We start from the raw sequence: 20842 nt of genomic DNA, 5'->3' as shown, positions 1-20842 counted from the left end.
TCACCTTTTGATTTTTTTGATACTCAAAAATAAGCTAACAGAAAGGAAATTACATAACACCATAGAGCCAACCATTAGCCATTCTGTTGTATTGTCGATCGTTATAGTTGCAGCAGTATGCGTTGAGACTAATATTGATAATAATATACCTAATGCACCAGCGATTGCGAAGCGAATTGTGCCAGCAAGAGAAGACGCTGTGCCAGCAATATGGGGGTAAAAATCTAAAACAACTGCCATACTATTGCCACCAATAGTTGACATACAACCGATATAACCTGCAACACAGGCAACAAGATAGGCAAATCCAAAATTAAATACTGTGACAAGCATTAGTGCTATTGCCATAATAAATTGGAGCAAAAGACCAAACCGCATCATTTTTATCGCGCCAACATGTTTAACAAAACGGCTATTTAATGTATTCATGAGAACCATAACTATGATATTGAACGCAAAGTAGTAACCAAAATTAATTGATGCAACACCGTGCAGGTTCATATAAACAAAAGGTCCTAAGCTTAAAAATGAAAACAATCCTGCACCAGAAAATGCACCTATCATCATATAAGTTAACACTTGTCTATGGCGAAATAGTGTAATGAAATTACTTAATATACGCATTAAACTGAATTTATCTCGTTTTGCTTTGGCTAATGTTTCAGGAATCAATGTAATGACTAGACCAAAGCAGACCAAAGCAATTAGGCCTATAGTGTAGAAATTGGCTTGCCAATTAAACCAATATAAAATAAACCCACCAATAATTGGCGCTAGTAATGGTGCAACATTGGATATCAGCATTACAAATGACATCATTTTAGAAAATTCATCACGGTCACGATAAATATCTTTCATTAGCGCATTTATTACAATTGTTGCTGCTGCTGCCGCAATGCCATGAAAAAAGCGAGCCGTGATTAATTGATTAATATTGGCTGCAATAGCACAACTTAATGTTGCGAACATAAAAACAATTAGCCCAAAAATTAGGATGTTACGTCGTCCATAACTATCAGTGAGTGGTCCAAATAAAAGTTGTCCTAGAGAAAATCCTAATAAATAGTAGCTAATTGTTAGTTGTACAGCCGAATCGGCTACATTAAAATCACGAGCAATAGTTGGCATACTTGGTAAATACATATCTATCGATAGCGGCATTAGCATAGAGAGTAATCCAAGAATAAAAATCAGTGCTTGTTTCGAAATTTTAAGATCAACTAACGTATTTTGAGTTGGCACGTCGTACTTCCTTCAAATTTTATTCAAGATGCGCATTACAAAATGCGCGACAATAAATGACACAAAATCATTTAAAAAATTCTTAATTATTTAAATGGAAAGTTGTGGTTGAGAGCTTTATAAATTGTACGTATCAATTAAACGAGTCAATTTCATCTTGTGTAAGTGGTCGATATTCCCCTTCAGGTATATCAAGGATTACTTTGCCGATCTGTTTGCGATGCAACGCAACAACATGATTATTGACTGCAGCAAACATGCGTTTAACTTGATGATATCGCCCTTCACTAATGGTTAATTCAGCGTGAAAATCATCGATAATATGTAATTTAGCTGGTTTAGTGAGTGATTTCTCACTTTTTAATTGGATGCCATTATTAAATATATCAATCAGTTCAATGCCTAGTGGTTGTTCAACTGTAACGGCATAGACTTTTTCACAATGATGCTTGGGTGATGTAATTCGGTGTGACCATTTACCATCATCGGTCAGTAATACCAGCCCAGTCGTATCAAGATCAAGCCTGCCAGCTGCATGTAATTTTTCAGGCATCGGCTCATCAATAAAATAAAGAATAGTGGGATGGTCAGGATCATCGGTTGAACAAACATAGCCTTGGGGCTTATTGAGCATGAAATAGCGCTGGCTGGTAACTTGTTCGATTTGATAACCATCATAATGAACAATCTGTTTTGGCGATAATTGATAAGCGCCTGACTTTATAATCTCACCATCGACAGTCACTTTTTTAGCTTTGAGTTCTTTGGTGACAATCGTGCGACTGGCGCCTAAGTGATGAGCAAGAAATTTATCTAATCGCATAATTTAAAACGTATTCCTGTATTACTTTAAAGGTGTATATATATCAAAACGGTGATTTTTTGTTTTAATTTCGGCCGTCGGTTTTTGATTGGCTAAAAACGGCGCATAATCTGGCCTTTTTACTACCACTCGTTTTTTTGCTAATTTTCTTGCTGGTTCTAATAAACTATCAGCATCATTATCACTACCAACTAGTTGTTGGAATATGCGCATCTCTTTTTTGACAAGTGCACTTTTTTGACGATGTGGAAACATGGGGTCGAGATAAATCACATCGGGTTTATCTGGGTAAGTACTTAATCCCTCAATGCTTGAATGATAAATTAAACGTAAATGCTGCTCAAGCCAACTACCAATATGGGGATCTTGATAGGCACGCTGTAAACCATCTTCTAATAATGCAGCAACGACAGGGTGCCGCTCAAACATAGTGACATGACAACCGATAGATGCTAAAACAAAGGCATCTCGACCAAGCCCAGCTGTGGTATCAACAACGGTAGGTAAATACTCACCTTTTACACCGACCGCTTTCGCAATCGCTTCGCCGCGACCACCACCAAATTGACGACGATGAGCCATTGTTCCTGAAACGAAATTAACACATATCGAACCTAATTTTGCTTCGTCTGTCTTTTGTAACTCAAGTTGATTGTTTTGGGTAACCAGAGTGAACGGTAGATCGGCATTTGCCGATAACCACTGCTCAGCTAATAATTTTAGCTGAGCTAAGTTAGGACTAGTGGATACCATAATGTCGAAGTAATGCTTCAAGTTGAGGTTCACGACCTCGGAAGTTTTTAAATAGTGTCATTGGTTCATCGCTACCGCCTTGCGACAAGATATTATCAAGAAAGGCATTACCGGTTTTAGCGTTGAAGATGCCTTCTTCTTCAAAACGTGAAAATGCATCAGCGGATAATACTTCTGCCCATAAATAGCTGTAATAACCAGCAGCATAACCTCCAGCAAAAATATGACTAAATGCATGTGGGAATCGACCCCATTCAACGGTAGGCACAACAGCGACTTGCTGTCTTACTTCGGCTAATGTGTTTAAAATATCAGGATCTTTTTGTGTATGTAATTTAAAGTCAAATAGACCAAATTCCAATTGGCGTAAAATAAATAGCGCGGCTTGGTAGTTTTTAGCATCTAACATCTTTTCTAACATTTCTGCCGGCAGTGGTTCGCCAGTTTGATAATGTCCTGATATAAATGCAAGTGCTTCGGGTTGCCAACACCAGTTTTCTAAGAATTGACTAGGTAATTCAACCGCATCCCAAGGTACACCATTAATACCTGCGACAGATGAAGTATCAATTTCGGTTAACATGTGGTGTAAACCATGACCAAACTCATGGAATAGGGTGGTGACTTCATCATGCGTAAATAGCGCTGGTTTGTCGCCAACAGGGCGATTAAAGTTACAGGTTAAATAGGCAACCGGTTTTTGTACATGACCGTCAGCAAAACGCATACGACCAATACAATCATCCATCCAAGCGCCACCACGCTTGTGTTCGCGCGCATATAAATCAAGATAGAAGCTACCTTTTAATTCACCGTTAGCAGCAAATAGATCATAAAATTTCACTTCGGGATCCCAAACTTCAACGCCTTGTCGCTCTTTGGCTGTAATACCAAAGATACGGTGTACCACCTCAAATAAGCCATTAATCACTCGTTGCTGAGGAAAATAAGGACGCAACTCTTCATCGTTAATGCTGTATAAATATTGCTTTTGTTTTTCACTATAATACGCCACATCCCATGGTTTGATATCACTAGCGCCAAAAAACTCATAAGCATAACGTTTAAGTTCAGCAAGCTCCTTTTCACCTTGAGGTTTAGCTTTAATTGCTAAATTAGTTAAAAACTCGATGACTTGCGGGGTGGACTCAGCCATTTTTGTTGCCAGTGATTTATCTGCATAGGTATTAAAGCCTAGTAATTGTGCAAGCTCATTACGTAGCGTTAAGATTTGTTTGATGATTTCTGTATTATCCCACTTACCTGCATGAGGGCCTTGATCTGATGCACGAGTAGTATAGGCTTGATAAAGTTCAAAACGTAAATCACGATTATCACAATAAGTCATGACTGGAAGATAACTTGGTATATCTAAAGTCAGTAACCAACCCTCTTTACCTTTTATTTTGGCTTGTTCTTTTGCGGCAGCAAGCGCACTTTCAGGCATGCCAGAGAGTTCTTTGATATCGGTAATTAATTTTGACCAACCCATAGTCGCATCAAGTACATTATTGCTATATTTTGAGGATAATTCTGATAGTTTTGCGACAATTTCACCGTAGCGTTTTTGTTGATCATCAGGTAAACCAATTCCAGATAATTCAAAATCGCGTAATGCATTATCAATAACTTTTTTCTGTGCTTTGCTTAACGTCGCATATTGTTCGCTTTCTTTGAGTTGTTTATAGGCTTGATATAAAGGTTTATGTTGTCCAACCCATGTGCTGTATTCGGATAATAATGGCAGACACGCTTCATAAGCTTCGCGTAGTTCTGGGCTATTTTTAACTGAATTAAGATGGCTAACTGGCGACCAAGCTCGACCAAATTTTTCGTCCACTTCATCAATTGGTTGGATTAAGTTATCCCAAGTGTATTGGCTATTTTGTTTTAGTACTGTTTCAATTGTATTTCTGCAGTTTTTTAAAGTTTCTTGTATAGCAGGCAAAACATGCTCGGGCTTAATTTGTGAAAAGAGTGGTAATGATGCATCTGTTAATAATGGATTAGTCATGTAGCGATACCTTTATACTCATGGGTTGTCTATTGATAGAACATAATATGGTGGCAAATTCAGTTAATTCAAGAGAATATCATACTTAGGAAGCATTATAATCCCATCAATTTGCGTTCGCGTTGCCATTCAGAGGGGGTATAGGTTTTTATCGAAAGTGCATGGATGCGGTTATCATGAATAAATTCTGCCAAAGGGGCGTAGATCGCTTGTTGTTTTTTTACTCGATTTAAATCGGCAAATAATTCACCAACGGCAATAATTTGAAAATGGCTGCCATCATCAGTCAGTACATGTACATCATCAAGTTTAAGTGAACTGTTTAATTTATCTATAATTTCTTGTTTATTCATTACTTATTACTCATTATTAATATAAATTATGGGTATTATGTTTTGTCAAAAAGTTTCAGGTAACTATGCGTCTTAGTATAAAATTTACCTTTTTAACTATTGATAACAGGTTGTAGATCATACAAGGTAATTAATGTTTGTAGCTGAGGATTAATACCTTTGAGCTTTACATCATATTTATTGCAAAAATAAATTAAAGTCGCGAGACCTGAAGAATCAACCCGAGTAAGTTGTTCTACATCAATGGATTTTACAGCGTTTAAAAGGGAGCTTTGTGTTGACCATAAATCGTTTAAAGAGTGAACATCAAGTTCACCCTGTAAACATAATATATCTTGTTGTTGTTCTGTTTTGATTCGCGACATTATCGACTAACCTTTTTGTTTAGCATTTGGATCAATATTGCGGTTTGAAAGATCAGTTAATTGTTTAGTTAATGCATCAATTCCGTTTTGACGTAAAATGGTTGACCATTCATTTTGTTTTGTGGTGATCATGCTTACACCTTCAGCAACTAAATCATAAGCTTTCCATTCACCAGTGACAGAGTTTTTACGCCATTGAAAATCAATACGCAATGGTTGTTGATTTTTATCTGGTTGATTTAATAAAACACGAATAGAAATAAGTGTTTTACCAGTTAAATCTTTAGGCGATTCAACTTGATATGTTTGTCCATTATACATAGATAAAGCTTGAGCAAAAGCTTGTACCAGATAGTTTTCAAAAGCCGCAAAATAAGCTGTGCGCTGCGCTTCCGTTGCACTTTTATAATAATTACCTAGAATTAATGCACCAGCATATTTGACTTGTACATAAGGCAATAAATCCGATCTTACAATCTCTTTTAGTTTGTTAGGGTTTGATTTTAATGCTGCGGATTGTGCATTCATGGTGCTAAAAATCTTATCAGCAGAAACTTGCATTTCTTTATAGGGATCGTTTTCAGCAAAGGCTGTAGAACTAAACAATAAAGCTAATACTAAAAGAATGGTTGTTTTAAATTTGTTTAACATGTTAACTCCTTAGTTTTCAGTTGTATCTTCTTTGTTATCTTTGTTGGTTTTGTCTTTATCTGATGAGCCACCTATGCTGTAAAGGAATTTACCAATGAGATCTTCTAAAACGATAGCAGGTGTGGTGTTTTGCACAACAAAACCTTCGAGTAAGTATGGCGGAGTTTTATTTTTTTCTGCTTCAGCTACAATAGCTGGATCAACGCCTGATGCGTCAATACTAAATTCTGTTTCTCTATCAACGCCTATATTGATATCAATAAATTGTTCTCCAAGTATTCCAGAAGTCTTAATTGAAAGTGAACTTGAACTTGGAATTTTGTTATATTGTGCATCAATATCCATTGCTACATAAGGTTTGTATTGGTTGCCATTCGACGAATTTAGCGAAATATTACTGACGCGACCAATGACTACCCCACCAATTTTGATAGGAGAACGTGCTTTTAACCCCCCAATATTATCAAATACAGCATAAACTCGATAGGAATTATGGCTAGCAAATGATGTTGGATCGGTTACTCTAAAACATAAAAATAGCACTGAACAAATGACCAGCACCATAAATAATCCTACTGTAATTTCGATTTTACGACTCATGTTTAATGACCTCAATGACTAAACATTAATGCGGTTAAAATAAAATCTAACCCCAAAATAACTAATGATGAATAAACAACAGTGCTTGTTGTTGCTCGACTAATTCCTTCTGATGTTGGTACACAATCATAACCATTAAAAAGTGCAATCCAAGTGCTAGCGATGGCAAATGCAAAGCTTTTGACAAAACAGTTGCCTAAATCATGCCACCAATCAACATTACTTTGAATCGATGACCAAAAAAAGCCTGCATCAATACCTTTCCAATCAACGCCAACAAGCGCACCACCTAAAATGCCAACGGTGACAAAAATTGCAGTTAAAAACGGCATACTAAAAAAACCTGCCCAAAAACGCGGAGCGATAATACGTCGTAGTGGATCAATTGCCATCATCTCCATACTTGATAACTGTTCAGTTGCTTTCATTAAGCCGATTTCGGCTGTTAAAGCAGAGCCTGCACGTCCAGCAAACAGTAGACCTGCAACAACAGGTCCTAATTCGCGAAGTAGGGCTAGCGCAACCATCATTCCAAGGCTTGCTTCGGCACCAAAAGTGGTTAGAATAAAATAACCTTGCAGAGCCAAAACCATGCCTATAAAAAGACCAGAAACAATAATAATAGTGAGAGATTGTACTCCAACAAAATAAAATTGCTTAACGAGTAATGGAAATTGTTTGTTAAATTGTGGCTTACCAATCAATGCCCCAAACAGCATAACACCAGAACGACCAATCATCGCAATGATATTGATAAACCATTGCCCTAATTTTGCCAATAAATTTAACATTATTTTATACCTCTGCTTAGGTCTAATTTATAATCATCAGCAGGATAATGAAAAGGGACTGGTCCATCAGCCAAACCGTCAAGGAACTGTTTAACCCGTGAATCGTCATTATCACGCAATTGCTGCGGTGTACCACCTGCAATAATATGTTGTTCAGCTACAATATAAGCATAGTCTGCAATACTGAGTACTTCACTCACATCATGGCTGACAACAATGCAAGTTAATCCTAATGATTGGTTAATTTCAGATATCAGTTTAACAATCACGCCCATTGAGATAGGATCTTGCCCAGCAAACGGTTCGTCAAACATGATTAAATCGGGATCCAGCGCTATAGCTCTAGCTAAAGCGGCGCGTCTTGCCATACCACCAGATAATTCAGAAGGCATCATTTGCGCCGCGCCACGTAAGCCAACCGCTTGTAATTTCATTAGCACTAAATTGTGCAATATAGGTTCAGGTAAGTTTAGGTGTTCGCGTAATGGATAGGCCACATTGTCAAATACCGTTAGATCAGTAAATAAGGCACCTGATTGAAATAACATGCTCATGCGTTTACGTACTTCATACAATCTTGAACGCGACATGCTGGGTATATCTTCACCATCAAATAGAATTTTTCCTGATTGCGGTTTTAATTGTCCACCAATCAGACGTAATAAGGTGGTTTTACCAATACCAGAAGGTCCCATAATTGCCGTGACTTTTCCTTTTGGGACATTCAGACTCATATTTTTATAAATAGGTCTTGTTCCACGATAAAAAGACATATCATGGATTTCAACCAAATTTTGCTGTAATGCCTCTTCCACCATTATTTCCTATACTACTAAAATTATAATTAAATCTATTTTACTTGATATTTGTGAATAAAGAAATCAATTAAACGCATTGTCATTTTGCGAATAGTTTGTAAATAAATAATTTTTATACTTTAAATATTATATGAAAACACATAACCAAAATGGCTATTGGGTAATGCCTAAAGAATAAACGAGAAAAAATAAAGCCCGTTTGATAACGGGCATTTTAATATCTTGGCATTTGTTGATCAATTATGCATGCCCAAGCATCAATTCCCCCTGTTAGGTTGTAAAGGTAATCGGTATCAAAACCATTTTCAGCTAAATAGTTAGCGACATTAAGGCTTCTTATGCCGTGATGACAGTAAATAATAATATCGATTTCATCAGGGATTTTGTCTAAATACAGTGGAATTAGGTTCATTGGAATATGCGTTGCACCATTAATATTGCAAATAGCGACCTCGTTAGCTTCGCGTACATCAAGTAAGAAAATGTTATCAAACTGGTTTAGTTTTTCTGCCAGTTCTGTTGGTGTGATTTCTTTTATTGTCATTATGTAAAGCTCATTAGAATAATTGTCAAAAAGTTTCAGGTAGGTATGTGTTTCAGTATAAAACTTAAATTTTAATTTAATTAATATCATCTGGCAATGATATTGCCGGATGATATTTTTACCACCTATACAGCTAATGCTTTGCTAATTTTTTCAAATAAATCTTTAGATAAATTTTCAATTTTTAGCAAGGCTTCAAGTGCTTTTCGCATCTGTTGTTGACGTTTTTCGTCATAACGTTTTAATCGAATCAGCGGATCGATGAGTCTTGCGGCAACTTGCGGATTTTTTTGGTTTAACTCAGTGAGGATTTCAACTAAGAATTGATAACCACTACCATCTTTAGCATGAAATGCCACAGGGTTATTATTTACAAAGGCACCAATTAATGCGCGGATGCGATTTGGATTACTGAGCGTAAATGAGCGGTGAGTTAATAATTTTTTCACTGTAGCAAGGGCGTTCTTATCAGGGCTTGTTGCGTTCAATGCTAACCATTTGTCCATAACCAGTCCATCTTGATGCCATTTATCATCAAAGTCTACTAATAGCTCTGTTCGACAATCAAGTTGAGCTTTTACCGCTACATTTAAGGCGGCTAAACAATCAGTCATATTATTGGCTTGATGATATTGTTGGCTCACTAATGTATTGGCGCGCGAATTGTCATCAGCATAAGCTAATAAAGTTAAACAGCAGTTTTTAAGTGATCGCTTAGCAATATCATTATGTTTAATTTGATATTGTAAAGTGTTATTGTGGTGATAAACGGCTAATAATTCATCATAAAGTTCGTTTGCAAATTGAGTTAGTAAAAACAGACGGACTTCATGAATAGCAATTGGATCAACCACAGTAAATAAATTAGCTAATTCGTTTTCAGATGGCAAGGTCAATATTTGCGCGATAAGGGAAGGATCTGTATTTTCTGATAACAATACAGCTCTAAATGCATCTAATACTGAATCAGGTAGTGTTAACTTTTGATTTTCTTTATGATTTTTTACATTTAAACGAACATATTTTGCCAATAGCATTTGCGCTGCATCGTAGCGGCTAAATGCGTTAGTCGCGTGTTGCATTAGGAAAATGAGATCATTATCTTGATAATCATAAGTTAACTTAACGGGGGCTGAAAAATCACGTAATAATGAAATGATCGGCTTTTCAGTTACCTTATCAAAGATAAATTGTTGTGTGCTTTGCGTTAAATTTAACACATGGTGAATAGCTTTGCCTTGGTATTGCAGTGTAATGACTTCGCCGTTAGGTTGATATAATTCAATATCAAGCGGGATATGTAATGCTTGTTTTTGATTTTGATCTTGTGTCGGTGGTGTATATTGTTCCACTATTAAAGTATATTGTTGATTTGTTGCATCGTACTTATCAGTAACGGTTAGTTCCGGTGTACCTGATTGACTATACCATAATTTAAACTGAGTTAAATCGATGCCAGAGGCATCTTGCATGGCAGCAACAAAATCATCACACGTTGCGGCACTACCATCATGGCGTTTGAAATAGAGTTTCATGCCTGCTTGGAATTTATCTTCACCTAACAAGGTATGCATCATACGAATAACTTCAGCGCCTTTTTCGTATACGGTTACTGTATAAAAGTTATTCATTTCAATGACTTGTTCTGGGCGAATAGGGTGAGACATTGGGCTGGCATCTTCGGCAAATTGAACGGTACGCAAAAGTTTTACATCTTCAATCCGTTTGACTGCACGAGATCCCATATCGGCGCTAAATTCTTGATCACGAAACACTGTTAACCCTTCTTTTAAACTGAGTTGAAACCAGTCACGACAGGTGACTCGATTACCTGTCCAGTTGTGAAAATATTCATGACCAATTACACCTTCAATACCTAGGTAGTCATCATCTGTCGCTGTTTGTGGTTTGGCCAGCACATATTTTGAGTTAAAGATATTTAAACCTTTGTTTTCCATTGCCCCCATATTGAAAAAATCAACCGCAACGATCATAAAAATATCTAAGTCGTATTCAAGGTCAAAACGTGTTTCGTCCCAACGCATGGCATTTTTCAAGCTTGTCATTGCCCAGTGCGAACGATCTAAATTACCTTTATCAACATAAATTTCTAAATCAACTTTACGTTTGGATTGAGTAATAAACTGATCTTTTAAAATATCAAAATCACCAGCAACTAAGGCAAATAAGTAGGCTGGTTTAGGAAAAGGATCTTGCCATTGTACCCAATGACGTCCATCAGCAAGTTCACCTTGTGCGATACGATTACCATTTGAGAGTAGGTAAGGATAGCGTTGTTTATTCGCAGTGATGCGTGTTGAAAAACGTGCAAGTACATCGGGTCTGTCAAGGTAATAGGTGATATGTCGGAATCCTTCCGCTTCACATTGCGTACAAAGCGCTTCGCCTGATACGTATAATCCTTCCAGTGCGGTATTATTAATTGGTTTGATTTCGTTAACAATCGTTAAAGTAAACTCGGTAGGCACGTTGTGAATAATTAGTCCTGTTTTTGTGATTTGATAATCATGCCATGGTTGCTCGTCGATATTAATGGAGATCAATTTAAGGTCTTCGCCATCTAAAATTAAATCGCTCGCTTGCTGGTTTTTTTGAACAACGCGGCTATGAGCTGTTACTGTTGTTATTTCGGGCGCTAAATCAAAATCAAGATCAATGTCGGTAATAGTAAAATTAGGCGCTTTATAATCAAGACGGTTTTTTGCAATAGGTTGCGATTCAGGTGTTTTTGTATTCATGTTGTTATGACCTTTGGGTTTAGACTCAATTTATACGTTGTGCTAGCAAATATTATAGCTGATTAAAAACAATCTTATTACATAATTAATCTATATCTTCATTATTATTCTGCTATAATCTTCGGAATTTTATTTAAAGTAATAACACTAAATTTACATGTTACCAGCAATCATTACATCAATATTAGATACTGATGCTTATAAGTTGCATATGCAGCAGGCTGTATTTCATCGCTATCCTGAAGCAACCGTGGTTGCGCAGTTTCGTTGTCGTAGTGATGATTTACTAGGGCAATATGCTGATGAAATAATATATCAAGTAAAATTAATGGAATCATTAGTTTTGTCTGATGATGAATTTAACTATTTGTCAAATATCTCCTTTTTTAAATCTGATTATTTAAATTGGCTTAAAAAATGGCGTTTCAATAGTAATTTGCTTACTATAAAAAATGAAGATGGGAAGCTTTCCATTACCATTAAAGGAAAATGGTTAGATGTCATTTTATGGGAAGTGCCATTACTTGCTGTTATTAGTGAGGTTGTCCATAAAGATCGTTCGCCAAATATTGGCGTTAATGAAGCATTGGCAAGGCTAAAAGATAAATTAGCCTTATTTAATGAAAAAACAGCTAATATGGATATGTCCGGTTTTAATTTAATGGATTTTGGTACTCGTAGGCGTTATTCGTTTGCGGTGCAAGAGGCTGTTGTTAGTTATTTGAAATCGCATTTTAATAACTTTCATAGCACTAGTAATTATTTACTTGCCTATCGTTTAGGGCTTACGCCTGTTGGAACGCAAGCACATGAGTGGTTTCAAGCTCATCAGCGTTTAAGCCATAATCTTCAGGATTGCCAAACAGATGCGCTTCAGGTTTGGTTAGATGAATATCCTCATGACTTGGGAGTGGCATTGACCGATTGTATTACAATGGATGCGTTTTTACGTGATTTTGACCTGCACTTTGCGTCTCACTATCAAGGACTTCGCCATGATTCGGGCGATTCAATTGAGTGGGGCGAAAAAGCTATCGCGCATTACCAGCAATTAGGCATTGATCCTAAAACAAAGTTATTGGTATTTTCAGACAGTTTGAATTTTGATAAGGCACTTAATATTTATCAGCATTTTAATCATCGCGTAAAATTATCTTTTGGCGTAGGTGGTTTTTTGGCTTGCGATATTCCTTCTAAAGAGGCTAATACTAAGGCTTTAAATATTGTACTTAAATTAACGGAATGCAATGATCAATCCGTTGCAAAACTATCAGATAGTCCAGGGAAAACGATATCTCAGGATTTAGATTTTATTGATGAATTAAAACGAACTTTTAGTGTTAAAATTTGATAATAATTAATATTTAACCTATCGTTCATATTAGAAAATAGAGATCAGTAATCAAGATTTTATTATTCAAAAATTCCATTTTGCTATGGAATAACCGTTAGAATAGATCTGTATTACTTCAAATATCACTTAAACAAATTAATGTAGAGATGGATAATTAAAATGACTTCAGTTGCACCTATTGTTGATGTGTTACAAGGCAAAATTGCTGTTGGTAGCACAATTTCTGTTCAAGGTTGGGTAAGAACGCGGCGTGATTCTAAAGCCGGTATTTCATTTTTAGCCGTTTATGATGGCTCTTGCTTTGATCCTATTCAAGCGGTTATTGAAAAGAATTTACCTAATTATGAACAAGAGATCTTACGTTTAACAGCTGGTTGTTCGGTTAAAGTTACTGGTAAAGTAGTAGAATCACCAGGTCAAGGTCAGAAATATGAATTACAAGCAACACAAGTTGAAGTATATGGCTTTGTTGACGATCCTGAAACTTACCCAATGGCAGCTAAACGTCACTCTATTGAATATTTGCGAGAAGTGGCTCATTTACGAGCAAGAACCAATATTGTTGGTGCGATAACGCGTGTACGCCATACGCTTGCACAAGCCATTCACCAATTTTTTGATGAGCGTGGCTTTTATTGGTTATCAACACCTATTATTACTGCATCAGATACCGAAGGGGCGGGCGAAATGTTCCGTGTTTCGACACTAGATATGTTAAATCTGCCTAAATCGGATAGTGGTAAGGTTGATTTTGATAAAGACTTTTTTGGAAAAGAAGCGTTTTTAACTGTTTCTGGGCAATTAAATGCCGAAACTTATGCTTGTGCACTTTCTAAAGTTTATACTTTTGGCCCAACATTTAGAGCTGAAAACTCAAATACAACTCGTCATTTAGCTGAGTTTTGGATGATGGAGCCTGAAGTGGCGTTTGCTGATCTTAACGACAATGCTAAGCTTGCCGAAGACATGTTGAAATATGTGTTTAAAGCCGTATTAGAAAAACGGGCTGATGATATGCAATTTTTTGCCCAGCATGTTGATAAAGAAGCAATTAAACGTCTTGAAAACTTTATTAATGCTGATTTCGCGCAAGTTGACTACACCGATGCTATCACTATTTTGCAAAATTGTGATGCTCAGTTTGAAAATCCTGTCAGTTGGGGAATCGATTTAGCCTCAGAGCATGAACGTTACTTAGCAGAACAACATTTTAAAGCGCCAGTGGTTGTCAAAAACTATCCTAAAGACATTAAAGCGTTTTATATGCGTATGAATGATGATGGTAAAACCGTTGCAGCAATGGACGTTTTAGCACCGGGGATTGGTGAAATTATTGGTGGTTCTCAGCGTGAAGAGCGTTTAGATATGTTGGATAAACGTATGGAAGAAATGGGACTGAAAAAAGAAGATTATTGGTGGTATCGAGATTTACGCCGTTATGGTACAGTGCCTCATTCTGGATTTGGTCTTGGTTTTGAACGCCTGATTGTTTATGTCACCGGCGTGCAAAATGTACGTGATGTGATACCATTTCCGAGGACACCACGTAATGCAAATTTTTAAGTTGATTAAATCCCAACCAAAATTTGGTTGGGAATAAAAAGTAAAAATCTTAGTTTTTATATGTATAAAAAACAATCAAACAGGCTCATTTTTAGCCTTAGGCATCATATTTAATGAAAAGTTCACTTGATTTTATAAAAAATTTATACATAATTTACGATACTGTAAAAAGTAGATAAAAATAATAGATAAAAATATTATTTTTTGGATGAATAATTATTGTACGAAAATTGACACTAAACTTATGGAAAGTGTCTTTTTTAAAAAAATAACCATGAGGGTAAAAAATGAAACGTAATCTATTAGCAATCGCTATTCCTGCGCTTTTAGCAGCAGCTAGCGCAAATGCATCTATCGAAGTTTGGAACAAAGATGGTAATAAAGTTGACTTTTATGGCCGAGTAAAAGCAGCTAACAACATCACTGATCGCGCACAAAAAGGCGAAGGTGATGATACTTCAGCTCGTTTAGGTATGTCTGGTCAAACTCAAATTACTGATAGTGTAACAGGCTATGGTCGTTGGGAATACGAAGCGAAAGCGGGTAAAAATTCTGATAACGAAGTGCGCTATGCATTTGCTGGTTTAAATTTTGGTGATGCAGGTTCATTCGACTATGGTCGTAATGACGGTGTGTTAAAAGCAATCACTGCTTATACTGATGTATTACCTCAATTTGGTGGTGACGCAGCAAACAATGCATGGCATGTTCTTTCAGAACGTACTAAAGCTGTTGCAACTTACCGTAACAATAATTTCTTTGGTTTAACTGATGATATCAGCTTTGCATTACAATATGCCGATAATGGTGATGCAGTTAAAGATATTAAGAAAAAACAATGGTTTGAACCTGTAGTTGGTACTACTAAAGATCGTATTAACAAGAAATCGAAAGAAGCTTGGGGTGCGAATGTTCAATGGAATATTTTTGACACTGGTTTAACAGCTGGTGCGGGTTATGCTCAAACTTCAAAAAGTGATAGTCGTCAAAATACTTGGGCAACTGGTCTTAAATATGATAACTATAATTTATATTTAGGTGCTAACTATTTCCAAAGCAAACATAAGAATGCGGTTGGTACTTATGGAGTAATTAATGATTATGTCCTTCATATAAGAGATACAGATTTAAAAATCAGAGGTTTTGAATTAGTTGCTCAATATGGCATTGATCTTGAAGTTGGTCGTTTAACTCCTTCTTTAGCTTATGTTCAGCACAAAGTTAAATCTTCTGATTATGAAAATTTTTCTAGATATGGTTACCGTTGGAAGCATCGAGGTTTTAGTTCACCAGAAGTTAAGTATGTATCTGTAGGTGCAACTTACGATTTAAACAAAAACTTCAGTGCGATTGTTGAATATAAATTCAATCTTCTTGATCGTAAAGATTTTGGTGCAGCAAATAACACAGAAAAACAACGTGACCGTCACGAAAATAAACCAGGTACTAAAGACGTGTTAGGTGTTGGTTTAATTTACCAATTCTAATCTCTTAATATCTTATAAAAAGGCACTTAGGTGCCTTTTTTTTCGTCTGCTAAATACCTTTCCTGCTAAAAACACATTTTATGCCTAAAAAAATCCATATTTAATATTAAAATATTCGTAAATTCGCAGAAATAATCTGGTTAACATTGTTAAATAGGCAATGAGTGCAATAAAATCTATTCGTTATCTAATAAAAATAGATATCACAGTAATAATATAATTGTTATTTATTGACAATTATTTATTAAAACAAGAGCAAAATAATTTGCATCTTTAATAATATAAAATACCTACGAGGGTAACAAAATGAAACGTAATCTATTAGCAATCGCTATTCCTGCGCTTTTAATTGCAGGTACGGCAAACGCTTCTATTGAAGTGTGGAATAAAGACGGTAATAAAGTGGACTTTTATGGTCGAGTTTATGCTTTAAATTATATTACCGATCGTAATAACCAAACTGGTGAAGGTGACAAAACCACTGCGCGTTTAGGTATGTCAGGTCAAACACAAGTGACAGACAGCGTAACTGGCTATGGTCGTTGGGAGTACGAAGCCAATACTGGTAAAAATGCAGATAATGAAACGCGTTATGCATTTGCTGGTTTAAACTTTGGTGATTTTGGTTCATTCGATTATGGTCGCAATGATGGTGTGTTAAAAACGTTAACGTCTTATACTGATGTTTTACCAGAATTTGGTGGTGATGCTTCAGATAATAATCTTTATGCATTAACAGCTCGTACTAAAGCCGTTGCGACTTACCGTAATTCAGATTTCTTTGGCTTAGTAAATGGTTTGCGTTTCGCTGTTCAATACGCGGATAATGGCGATAACAGCTCAACAAATCATTTCAACAAACAGAATAGTAATGCAAAACATGATAGTGCTGAAGCATGGGGTTCTGTTGTTGATTGGGATGTACTTGATACAGGTTTATCGGTTGGTGCTGGTTATGCACAAACGGGTGGTCATAAGGATGCTAAAGCATGGTCAGCTGGTATCAAATATGATAACGACAACCTTTATTTAGCTGCGTTATATATTCAAGGTAAACAAAAATATGGTTGGGATAATGCATCAACCACTCGTAGTGCTGATGATTTAAAAACCAAAGGTTATGAGTTTGTTGCGCAATACGGTATTGATTTTGAAGTGGGTCGTTTAACCCCATCTGTTGCTTATATCCAACATAAAGTTAAAGATGCATCTCATTATTCAAATGATGCAGGGCTTAAAGGTAATGATGTAGCTAAATATGTTGATGTTGGTTTAACTTATGACTTTAACAAAAACTTACAAGCTATTATCGATTATAAAATCAACTTGTTAGATAAAGATGACATCGGTGCACGTCGTGCTTTATATGAAGATGGCTCATTTACTAAATCACAAATCAATGGCACAACAAAAGACACAGTGGCACTTGGTTTAATCTACCAATTCTAATCTCTTTTGATATTGTATAAAAAGGCACCTCGGTGCCTTTTTTATTATCCGTTACTGATTAAATATCCCTTGCACTTTAATTAATACTCTGTTAAAAAATCTAGAAAGATAATAATAAATTAGGATAACAATGATGCTTTATACCACACGTAAATTATCGGCTCAAAAAAACATTGCTTTAGTTGCTCACGATCATTTAAAGGATTCTTTATTAAATTGGTGTAAAAAAAATCGTGAGGAGCTGTCTAGACATAATTTATGTGGTACAGGGACGACAAGCACATTAATAAAACAAGCAACGGGACTCAATATCACTCCAATGCTAAGTGGCCCTATGGGGGGTGATCAGCAAATTGGTGCATTAATTGCAGAAGGTAAAATTGATATCTTAATCTTTTTTTGGGATCCACTTAATGCCGTACCTCATGATCCCGATGTTAAAGCGTTGTTACGATTATCTACGGTTTGGAACATTCCAGTTGCAACTAATCAAGCTACAGCCAATGCATTGATCCAATCTTCTATTTTTACGCAAGAAGTTGACATTGAAATACCTGATTATCAAAACTATTTAGCGCAAAGAGTCAAATAAATGCCAATACCATCCCAAATTCGTAAAACAGGTCGGCAAATACTTCTGCTTGATAATTTGTTTATTGTATTAGGGTTTTATGTGGTGTTTCCGCTGGTTTCAACCCACTTTGTTAACCAAGTTGGTTGGAGCGCTCTATTTGTTGGTTTTGCGTTAGGATTTCGGCAATTTGTTCAACAAGGTTTTGGTATTGTTGGTGGTGCTATTGCTGATCGCTTTGGTGCAAAGCCTATGATTGTGGCGGGTATGTTTTTACGTTGCGTTGGTTTTATCTCAATGGCGATTGCTAGCGAGCCTTGGTTATTATTACTTTCTTGCTTACTTTCAGCATTAGGAGGACTATTATTTGATCCTCCTCGTATGGGACTAACCATTAAGTTTACCCGTCCACATGAGCGAGGTAAGTTCATATCACTGTTAATGATACAAGATAATGCTGGTGCTGTGATTGGTGCTCTTATTGGTGGAATTTTAATTGATTATGACTTCCATTTAGTATGTTGGTGTGGCGCTTTTATTTTTTTCTTATGTGGGATTTTTAATATTTTCTTCCTGCCAGCTTATCACATTGCCATTGGTAAAGCGCCTATTATTAATGGCATGAAAATGGTTGTAAAAGATAAAAAATTTACTCGCTATGTACTTACGTTAACCGGTTATTATGTACTATGGGTGCAAATTATGTTGATGTTACCTTTAACAATCACAAGCGTATCAGGTAGCCCAAGTTATGTGAAATGGATGTATGCTATTCAAGCAGGTATTTCCCTGGTACTGCTTTATCCACTAGCTCGTTGGAGTGAAAAATATTTTAGATTAGATCAGCGCCTTAAATTTGGTCTATTTTTAATGTCATTTGCTTTTATTATCATAGGTTTTACATCACAATTAACAGTGCTATTATCACTGATTGCGTTATTTTATTTAGGGGCAATTATTGCCGAACCCGCTCGTGAAACTTTATCTACAGTACTAAGTAATCCTAAGGCAAAAGGTAGTTATATGGGATTTAGCCGTTTAGGGCTTGCTCTAGGTGGGTTTCTAGGTTATACCGGTGCGGGTTGGTTATATGATATAGCCAAGCAAATGGGATTTCCACACCTACCATGGATAGTGCTGACCACAATTGGGCTATTAACTTTAAGTTATCTACAATATCAATTTAAAAATGAGCCACCAATGCCACACGTTAAAATGCGGAAAATTGGTTAATTTTACCATCTTTAAATAAGATCGCCTCGCCCGTATTAAGCTTATGCCATATTTCATTTGAAGTTAATGGTAATGTAGAAATAATGGTAACGACATCATTCGGTGTAGTATGTTGTTGAAAGTCAATTTCGACATCTTCATCCAGCAATTTTGCTTTGCCAAATGGCGCTTTACGGGTTATCCAATGTAAGTTGGTTGTGCAGTAAGCAAATACATATTGCCCATCAGACAATAGCATATTAAATATACCAAGTTGGCTTAACTGATTGGCACATTGTTGAATAAAATTAAACAGCTCAAGATCATTAGTCGGTTTTTGCGAATACTTTTGATGTAGTTGATTTATTAAGTAACAGAAAGCATATTCGCTATCGGTTTCACCAATGGGTTGAAATAGCCCTGTATCTAAATGTTGGTAATCGGTTAATTGTCCATTGTGCGCAAAAGTCCAGTTTTTACCCCACAGTTCACGAGTAAATGGGTGGGTATTTTCTAGGGCGACACCGCCTCGATTTGCTTGTCGAATATGGGCAATTACGGCTTTAGATTTGATGGGATATTCTTTCACCATTTTAGCAATAGGTGAATAACTGCATGGCTCGGGATCTTTAAATGTACGGCAGCCTTTGCCTTCATAAAAAGTAATTCCCCAGCCATCTTTATGGGGACCTTTGTCCCCACCTCGTTTAATTAGGCTAGTAAAACTAAAGCAAATATCAGTTGGCACATTAGCACTCATACCTAATAATTCACACATATTATTTAGCCATCTCTTTTTCAATAAGTAGGATTAGAATATGAATAACTTTGATATGGATTTCTTGTACGCGATCGGCATAACCAAAGTGCGGAACACGAATATCAACATCAGCAAGTCCATTCATCTTACCACCATCTTTACCGGTTAATGTAATGATTTTCATGTCCTTTTGTTTTGCTGCTTCAATTGCTTTAAGTACGTTAGCTGAATTGCCTGAAGTTGAAATACCTAAAAGCACATCGCCTTTTTGTCCAACACCTTCAACATAACGAGAAAAGATATAATCAAATCCATAATCGTTACCAACACAGGAAATGTGACTTACATCTGATATGGCAATGGCTGGGTAAGCCGGACGATTATCACGAAAGCGGCCAGTTAGCTCCTCAGCAAAATGCATCGCATCGCAATGAGAACCACCATTACCGCATGATAACACTTTGCCGCCTTGTTTAAACGAATCGGCAATTAAGATTGCGGCTTGTTGAATTTGTTGCAGATTTTTATCATCTGAGACAAAATTAGTTAATACGTCAATAGCTTGGTTTAACTCATTACGAATATTGTTAATGTACACGGATATTTCTCCATCGATAAATTTATTCTCTATTGTAATTTTTTCAAAATAGCTTGCAAGCGATAAAATTTCCTATCTTGTCAAAAACTTTCAGGAATGTATGCCGTTAAGTGTAAAAATAAACATTAAAATAAA

At 36.3% G+C, this 20842-nt stretch carries 20 protein-coding genes; 6 read left to right on the top strand and 14 right to left on the bottom strand.

Features of this window, described 5'->3' with window-relative positions; translation table 11 throughout:
- From GQ593_RS03140 to pepN, 12 genes are all read right to left on the bottom strand, one after another.
- Entirely contained in the window at window positions 1–1242 is a 1242-nt protein-coding gene (locus GQ593_RS03140; RefSeq protein WP_202115359.1) for a Bcr/CflA family multidrug efflux MFS transporter, read from the bottom strand.
- A gap of 133 nt (window positions 1243–1375) precedes the next feature.
- On the bottom strand, window positions 1376–2065 hold the full coding sequence (rsuA, locus tag GQ593_RS03135) for a 16S rRNA pseudouridine(516) synthase RsuA (protein WP_085248661.1): 690 nt from the start codon (window positions 2063–2065) through the stop codon (window positions 1376–1378).
- Between the two features lie 21 nt (window positions 2066–2086).
- Window positions 2087–2818: a class I SAM-dependent methyltransferase gene (locus tag GQ593_RS03130; protein ID WP_160430581.1), complete on the bottom strand. Its 732-nt coding sequence runs from the start codon at window positions 2816–2818 to the stop codon at window positions 2087–2089.
- Window positions 2805–4832, bottom strand: coding sequence for an oligopeptidase A (gene prlC, locus GQ593_RS03125; protein WP_160430580.1), 2028 nt, complete (start codon window positions 4830–4832; stop codon window positions 2805–2807). The genes GQ593_RS03130 and prlC overlap by 14 nt, the downstream gene beginning before the upstream one ends.
- Before the next feature lie 95 nt (window positions 4833–4927).
- A complete protein-coding gene (locus GQ593_RS03120) occupies window positions 4928–5185 on the bottom strand; it encodes a BolA family protein (RefSeq protein ID WP_160430579.1) in 258 nt (85 codons plus the stop codon).
- Window positions 5186–5277: 92 nt separating this feature from the next.
- Window positions 5278–5550 carry an STAS domain-containing protein gene (locus tag GQ593_RS03115; RefSeq protein WP_160430578.1) on the bottom strand — a complete coding sequence of 91 codons (273 nt, stop codon included), beginning with the start codon at window positions 5548–5550 and terminating at the stop codon, window positions 5278–5280.
- Between the two features lie 6 nt (window positions 5551–5556).
- Window positions 5557–6201 carry a phospholipid-binding protein MlaC gene (gene mlaC / locus GQ593_RS03110; RefSeq protein ID WP_160430577.1) on the bottom strand — a complete coding sequence of 215 codons (645 nt, stop codon included), beginning with the start codon at window positions 6199–6201 and terminating at the stop codon, window positions 5557–5559.
- Window positions 6202–6210: 9 nt separating this feature from the next.
- Entirely contained in the window at window positions 6211–6801 is a 591-nt protein-coding gene (gene mlaD / locus GQ593_RS03105) for an outer membrane lipid asymmetry maintenance protein MlaD (protein WP_160430576.1), read from the bottom strand.
- A gap of 11 nt (window positions 6802–6812) precedes the next feature.
- Window positions 6813–7592: a lipid asymmetry maintenance ABC transporter permease subunit MlaE gene (gene mlaE, locus GQ593_RS03100; RefSeq protein ID WP_194240573.1), complete on the bottom strand. Its 780-nt coding sequence runs from the start codon at window positions 7590–7592 to the stop codon at window positions 6813–6815.
- Window positions 7592–8410 carry a phospholipid ABC transporter ATP-binding protein MlaF gene (gene mlaF, locus GQ593_RS03095; protein ID WP_085248644.1) on the bottom strand — a complete coding sequence of 273 codons (819 nt, stop codon included), beginning with the start codon at window positions 8408–8410 and terminating at the stop codon, window positions 7592–7594. Before mlaF ends, mlaE begins: the two co-directional genes overlap by 1 nt.
- Window positions 8411–8624: 214 nt before the next feature.
- On the bottom strand, window positions 8625–8954 hold the full coding sequence (locus tag GQ593_RS03090; protein ID WP_160403266.1) for a rhodanese-like domain-containing protein: 330 nt from the start codon (window positions 8952–8954) through the stop codon (window positions 8625–8627).
- A gap of 125 nt (window positions 8955–9079) precedes the next feature.
- Window positions 9080–11713: an aminopeptidase N gene (gene pepN, locus GQ593_RS03085; RefSeq protein WP_160430575.1), complete on the bottom strand. Its 2634-nt coding sequence runs from the start codon at window positions 11711–11713 to the stop codon at window positions 9080–9082.
- Between the two features lie 157 nt (window positions 11714–11870).
- Here pepN and pncB point away from each other — a divergent pair, with 157 nt between their 5' ends.
- The 6 genes from pncB to mdtH all read left to right on the top strand — a co-directional run bounded on the left by pncB (window position 11871) and on the right by mdtH (window position 19370).
- The gene (gene pncB / locus GQ593_RS03080; protein ID WP_160430574.1) at window positions 11871–13064 is read left to right on the top strand and encodes a nicotinate phosphoribosyltransferase; all 1194 of its coding nucleotides are present in this window, start codon (window positions 11871–11873) and stop codon (window positions 13062–13064) included.
- Window positions 13065–13226: 162 nt separating this feature from the next.
- Window positions 13227–14630, top strand: a complete 1404-nt coding sequence (gene asnS / locus GQ593_RS03075) for an asparagine--tRNA ligase (protein ID WP_160430573.1) — start codon at window positions 13227–13229, stop codon at window positions 14628–14630.
- A 287-nt stretch (window positions 14631–14917) separates the two neighbouring features.
- Entirely contained in the window at window positions 14918–16117 is a 1200-nt protein-coding gene (locus tag GQ593_RS03070) for a porin (protein WP_160430572.1), read from the top strand.
- 306 nt (window positions 16118–16423) lie between these two features.
- Window positions 16424–17566: a porin gene (locus GQ593_RS03065; RefSeq protein ID WP_160430571.1), complete on the top strand. Its 1143-nt coding sequence runs from the start codon at window positions 16424–16426 to the stop codon at window positions 17564–17566.
- A gap of 133 nt (window positions 17567–17699) precedes the next feature.
- Window positions 17700–18158, top strand: coding sequence for a methylglyoxal synthase (locus GQ593_RS03060; RefSeq protein ID WP_160430570.1), 459 nt, complete (start codon window positions 17700–17702; stop codon window positions 18156–18158).
- Window positions 18159–19370 carry a multidrug efflux MFS transporter MdtH gene (gene mdtH, locus GQ593_RS03055; RefSeq protein ID WP_160430569.1) on the top strand — a complete coding sequence of 404 codons (1212 nt, stop codon included), beginning with the start codon at window positions 18159–18161 and terminating at the stop codon, window positions 19368–19370.
- On the opposite strand, the gene GQ593_RS03050 is transcribed toward mdtH, so the two are convergent.
- A complete protein-coding gene (locus GQ593_RS03050; RefSeq protein WP_160430568.1) occupies window positions 19348–20127 on the bottom strand; it encodes a class II glutamine amidotransferase in 780 nt (259 codons plus the stop codon). The two genes, mdtH and GQ593_RS03050, sit on opposite strands and share 23 nt — an antisense overlap.
- Window position 20128: 1 nt before the next feature.
- Entirely contained in the window at window positions 20129–20707 is a 579-nt protein-coding gene (gene lpcA, locus GQ593_RS03045) for a D-sedoheptulose 7-phosphate isomerase (RefSeq protein ID WP_160430567.1), read from the bottom strand.
- Window positions 20708–20842 lie beyond the last annotated feature (135 nt).

The organism is Gilliamella sp. Pas-s25 (assembly GCF_009795885.1).
In the GTDB taxonomy this organism is placed as follows: Bacteria; Pseudomonadota; Gammaproteobacteria; order Enterobacterales; family Orbaceae; genus Gilliamella.
This window is presented reverse-complemented; position numbering and strand designations above follow the sequence as displayed.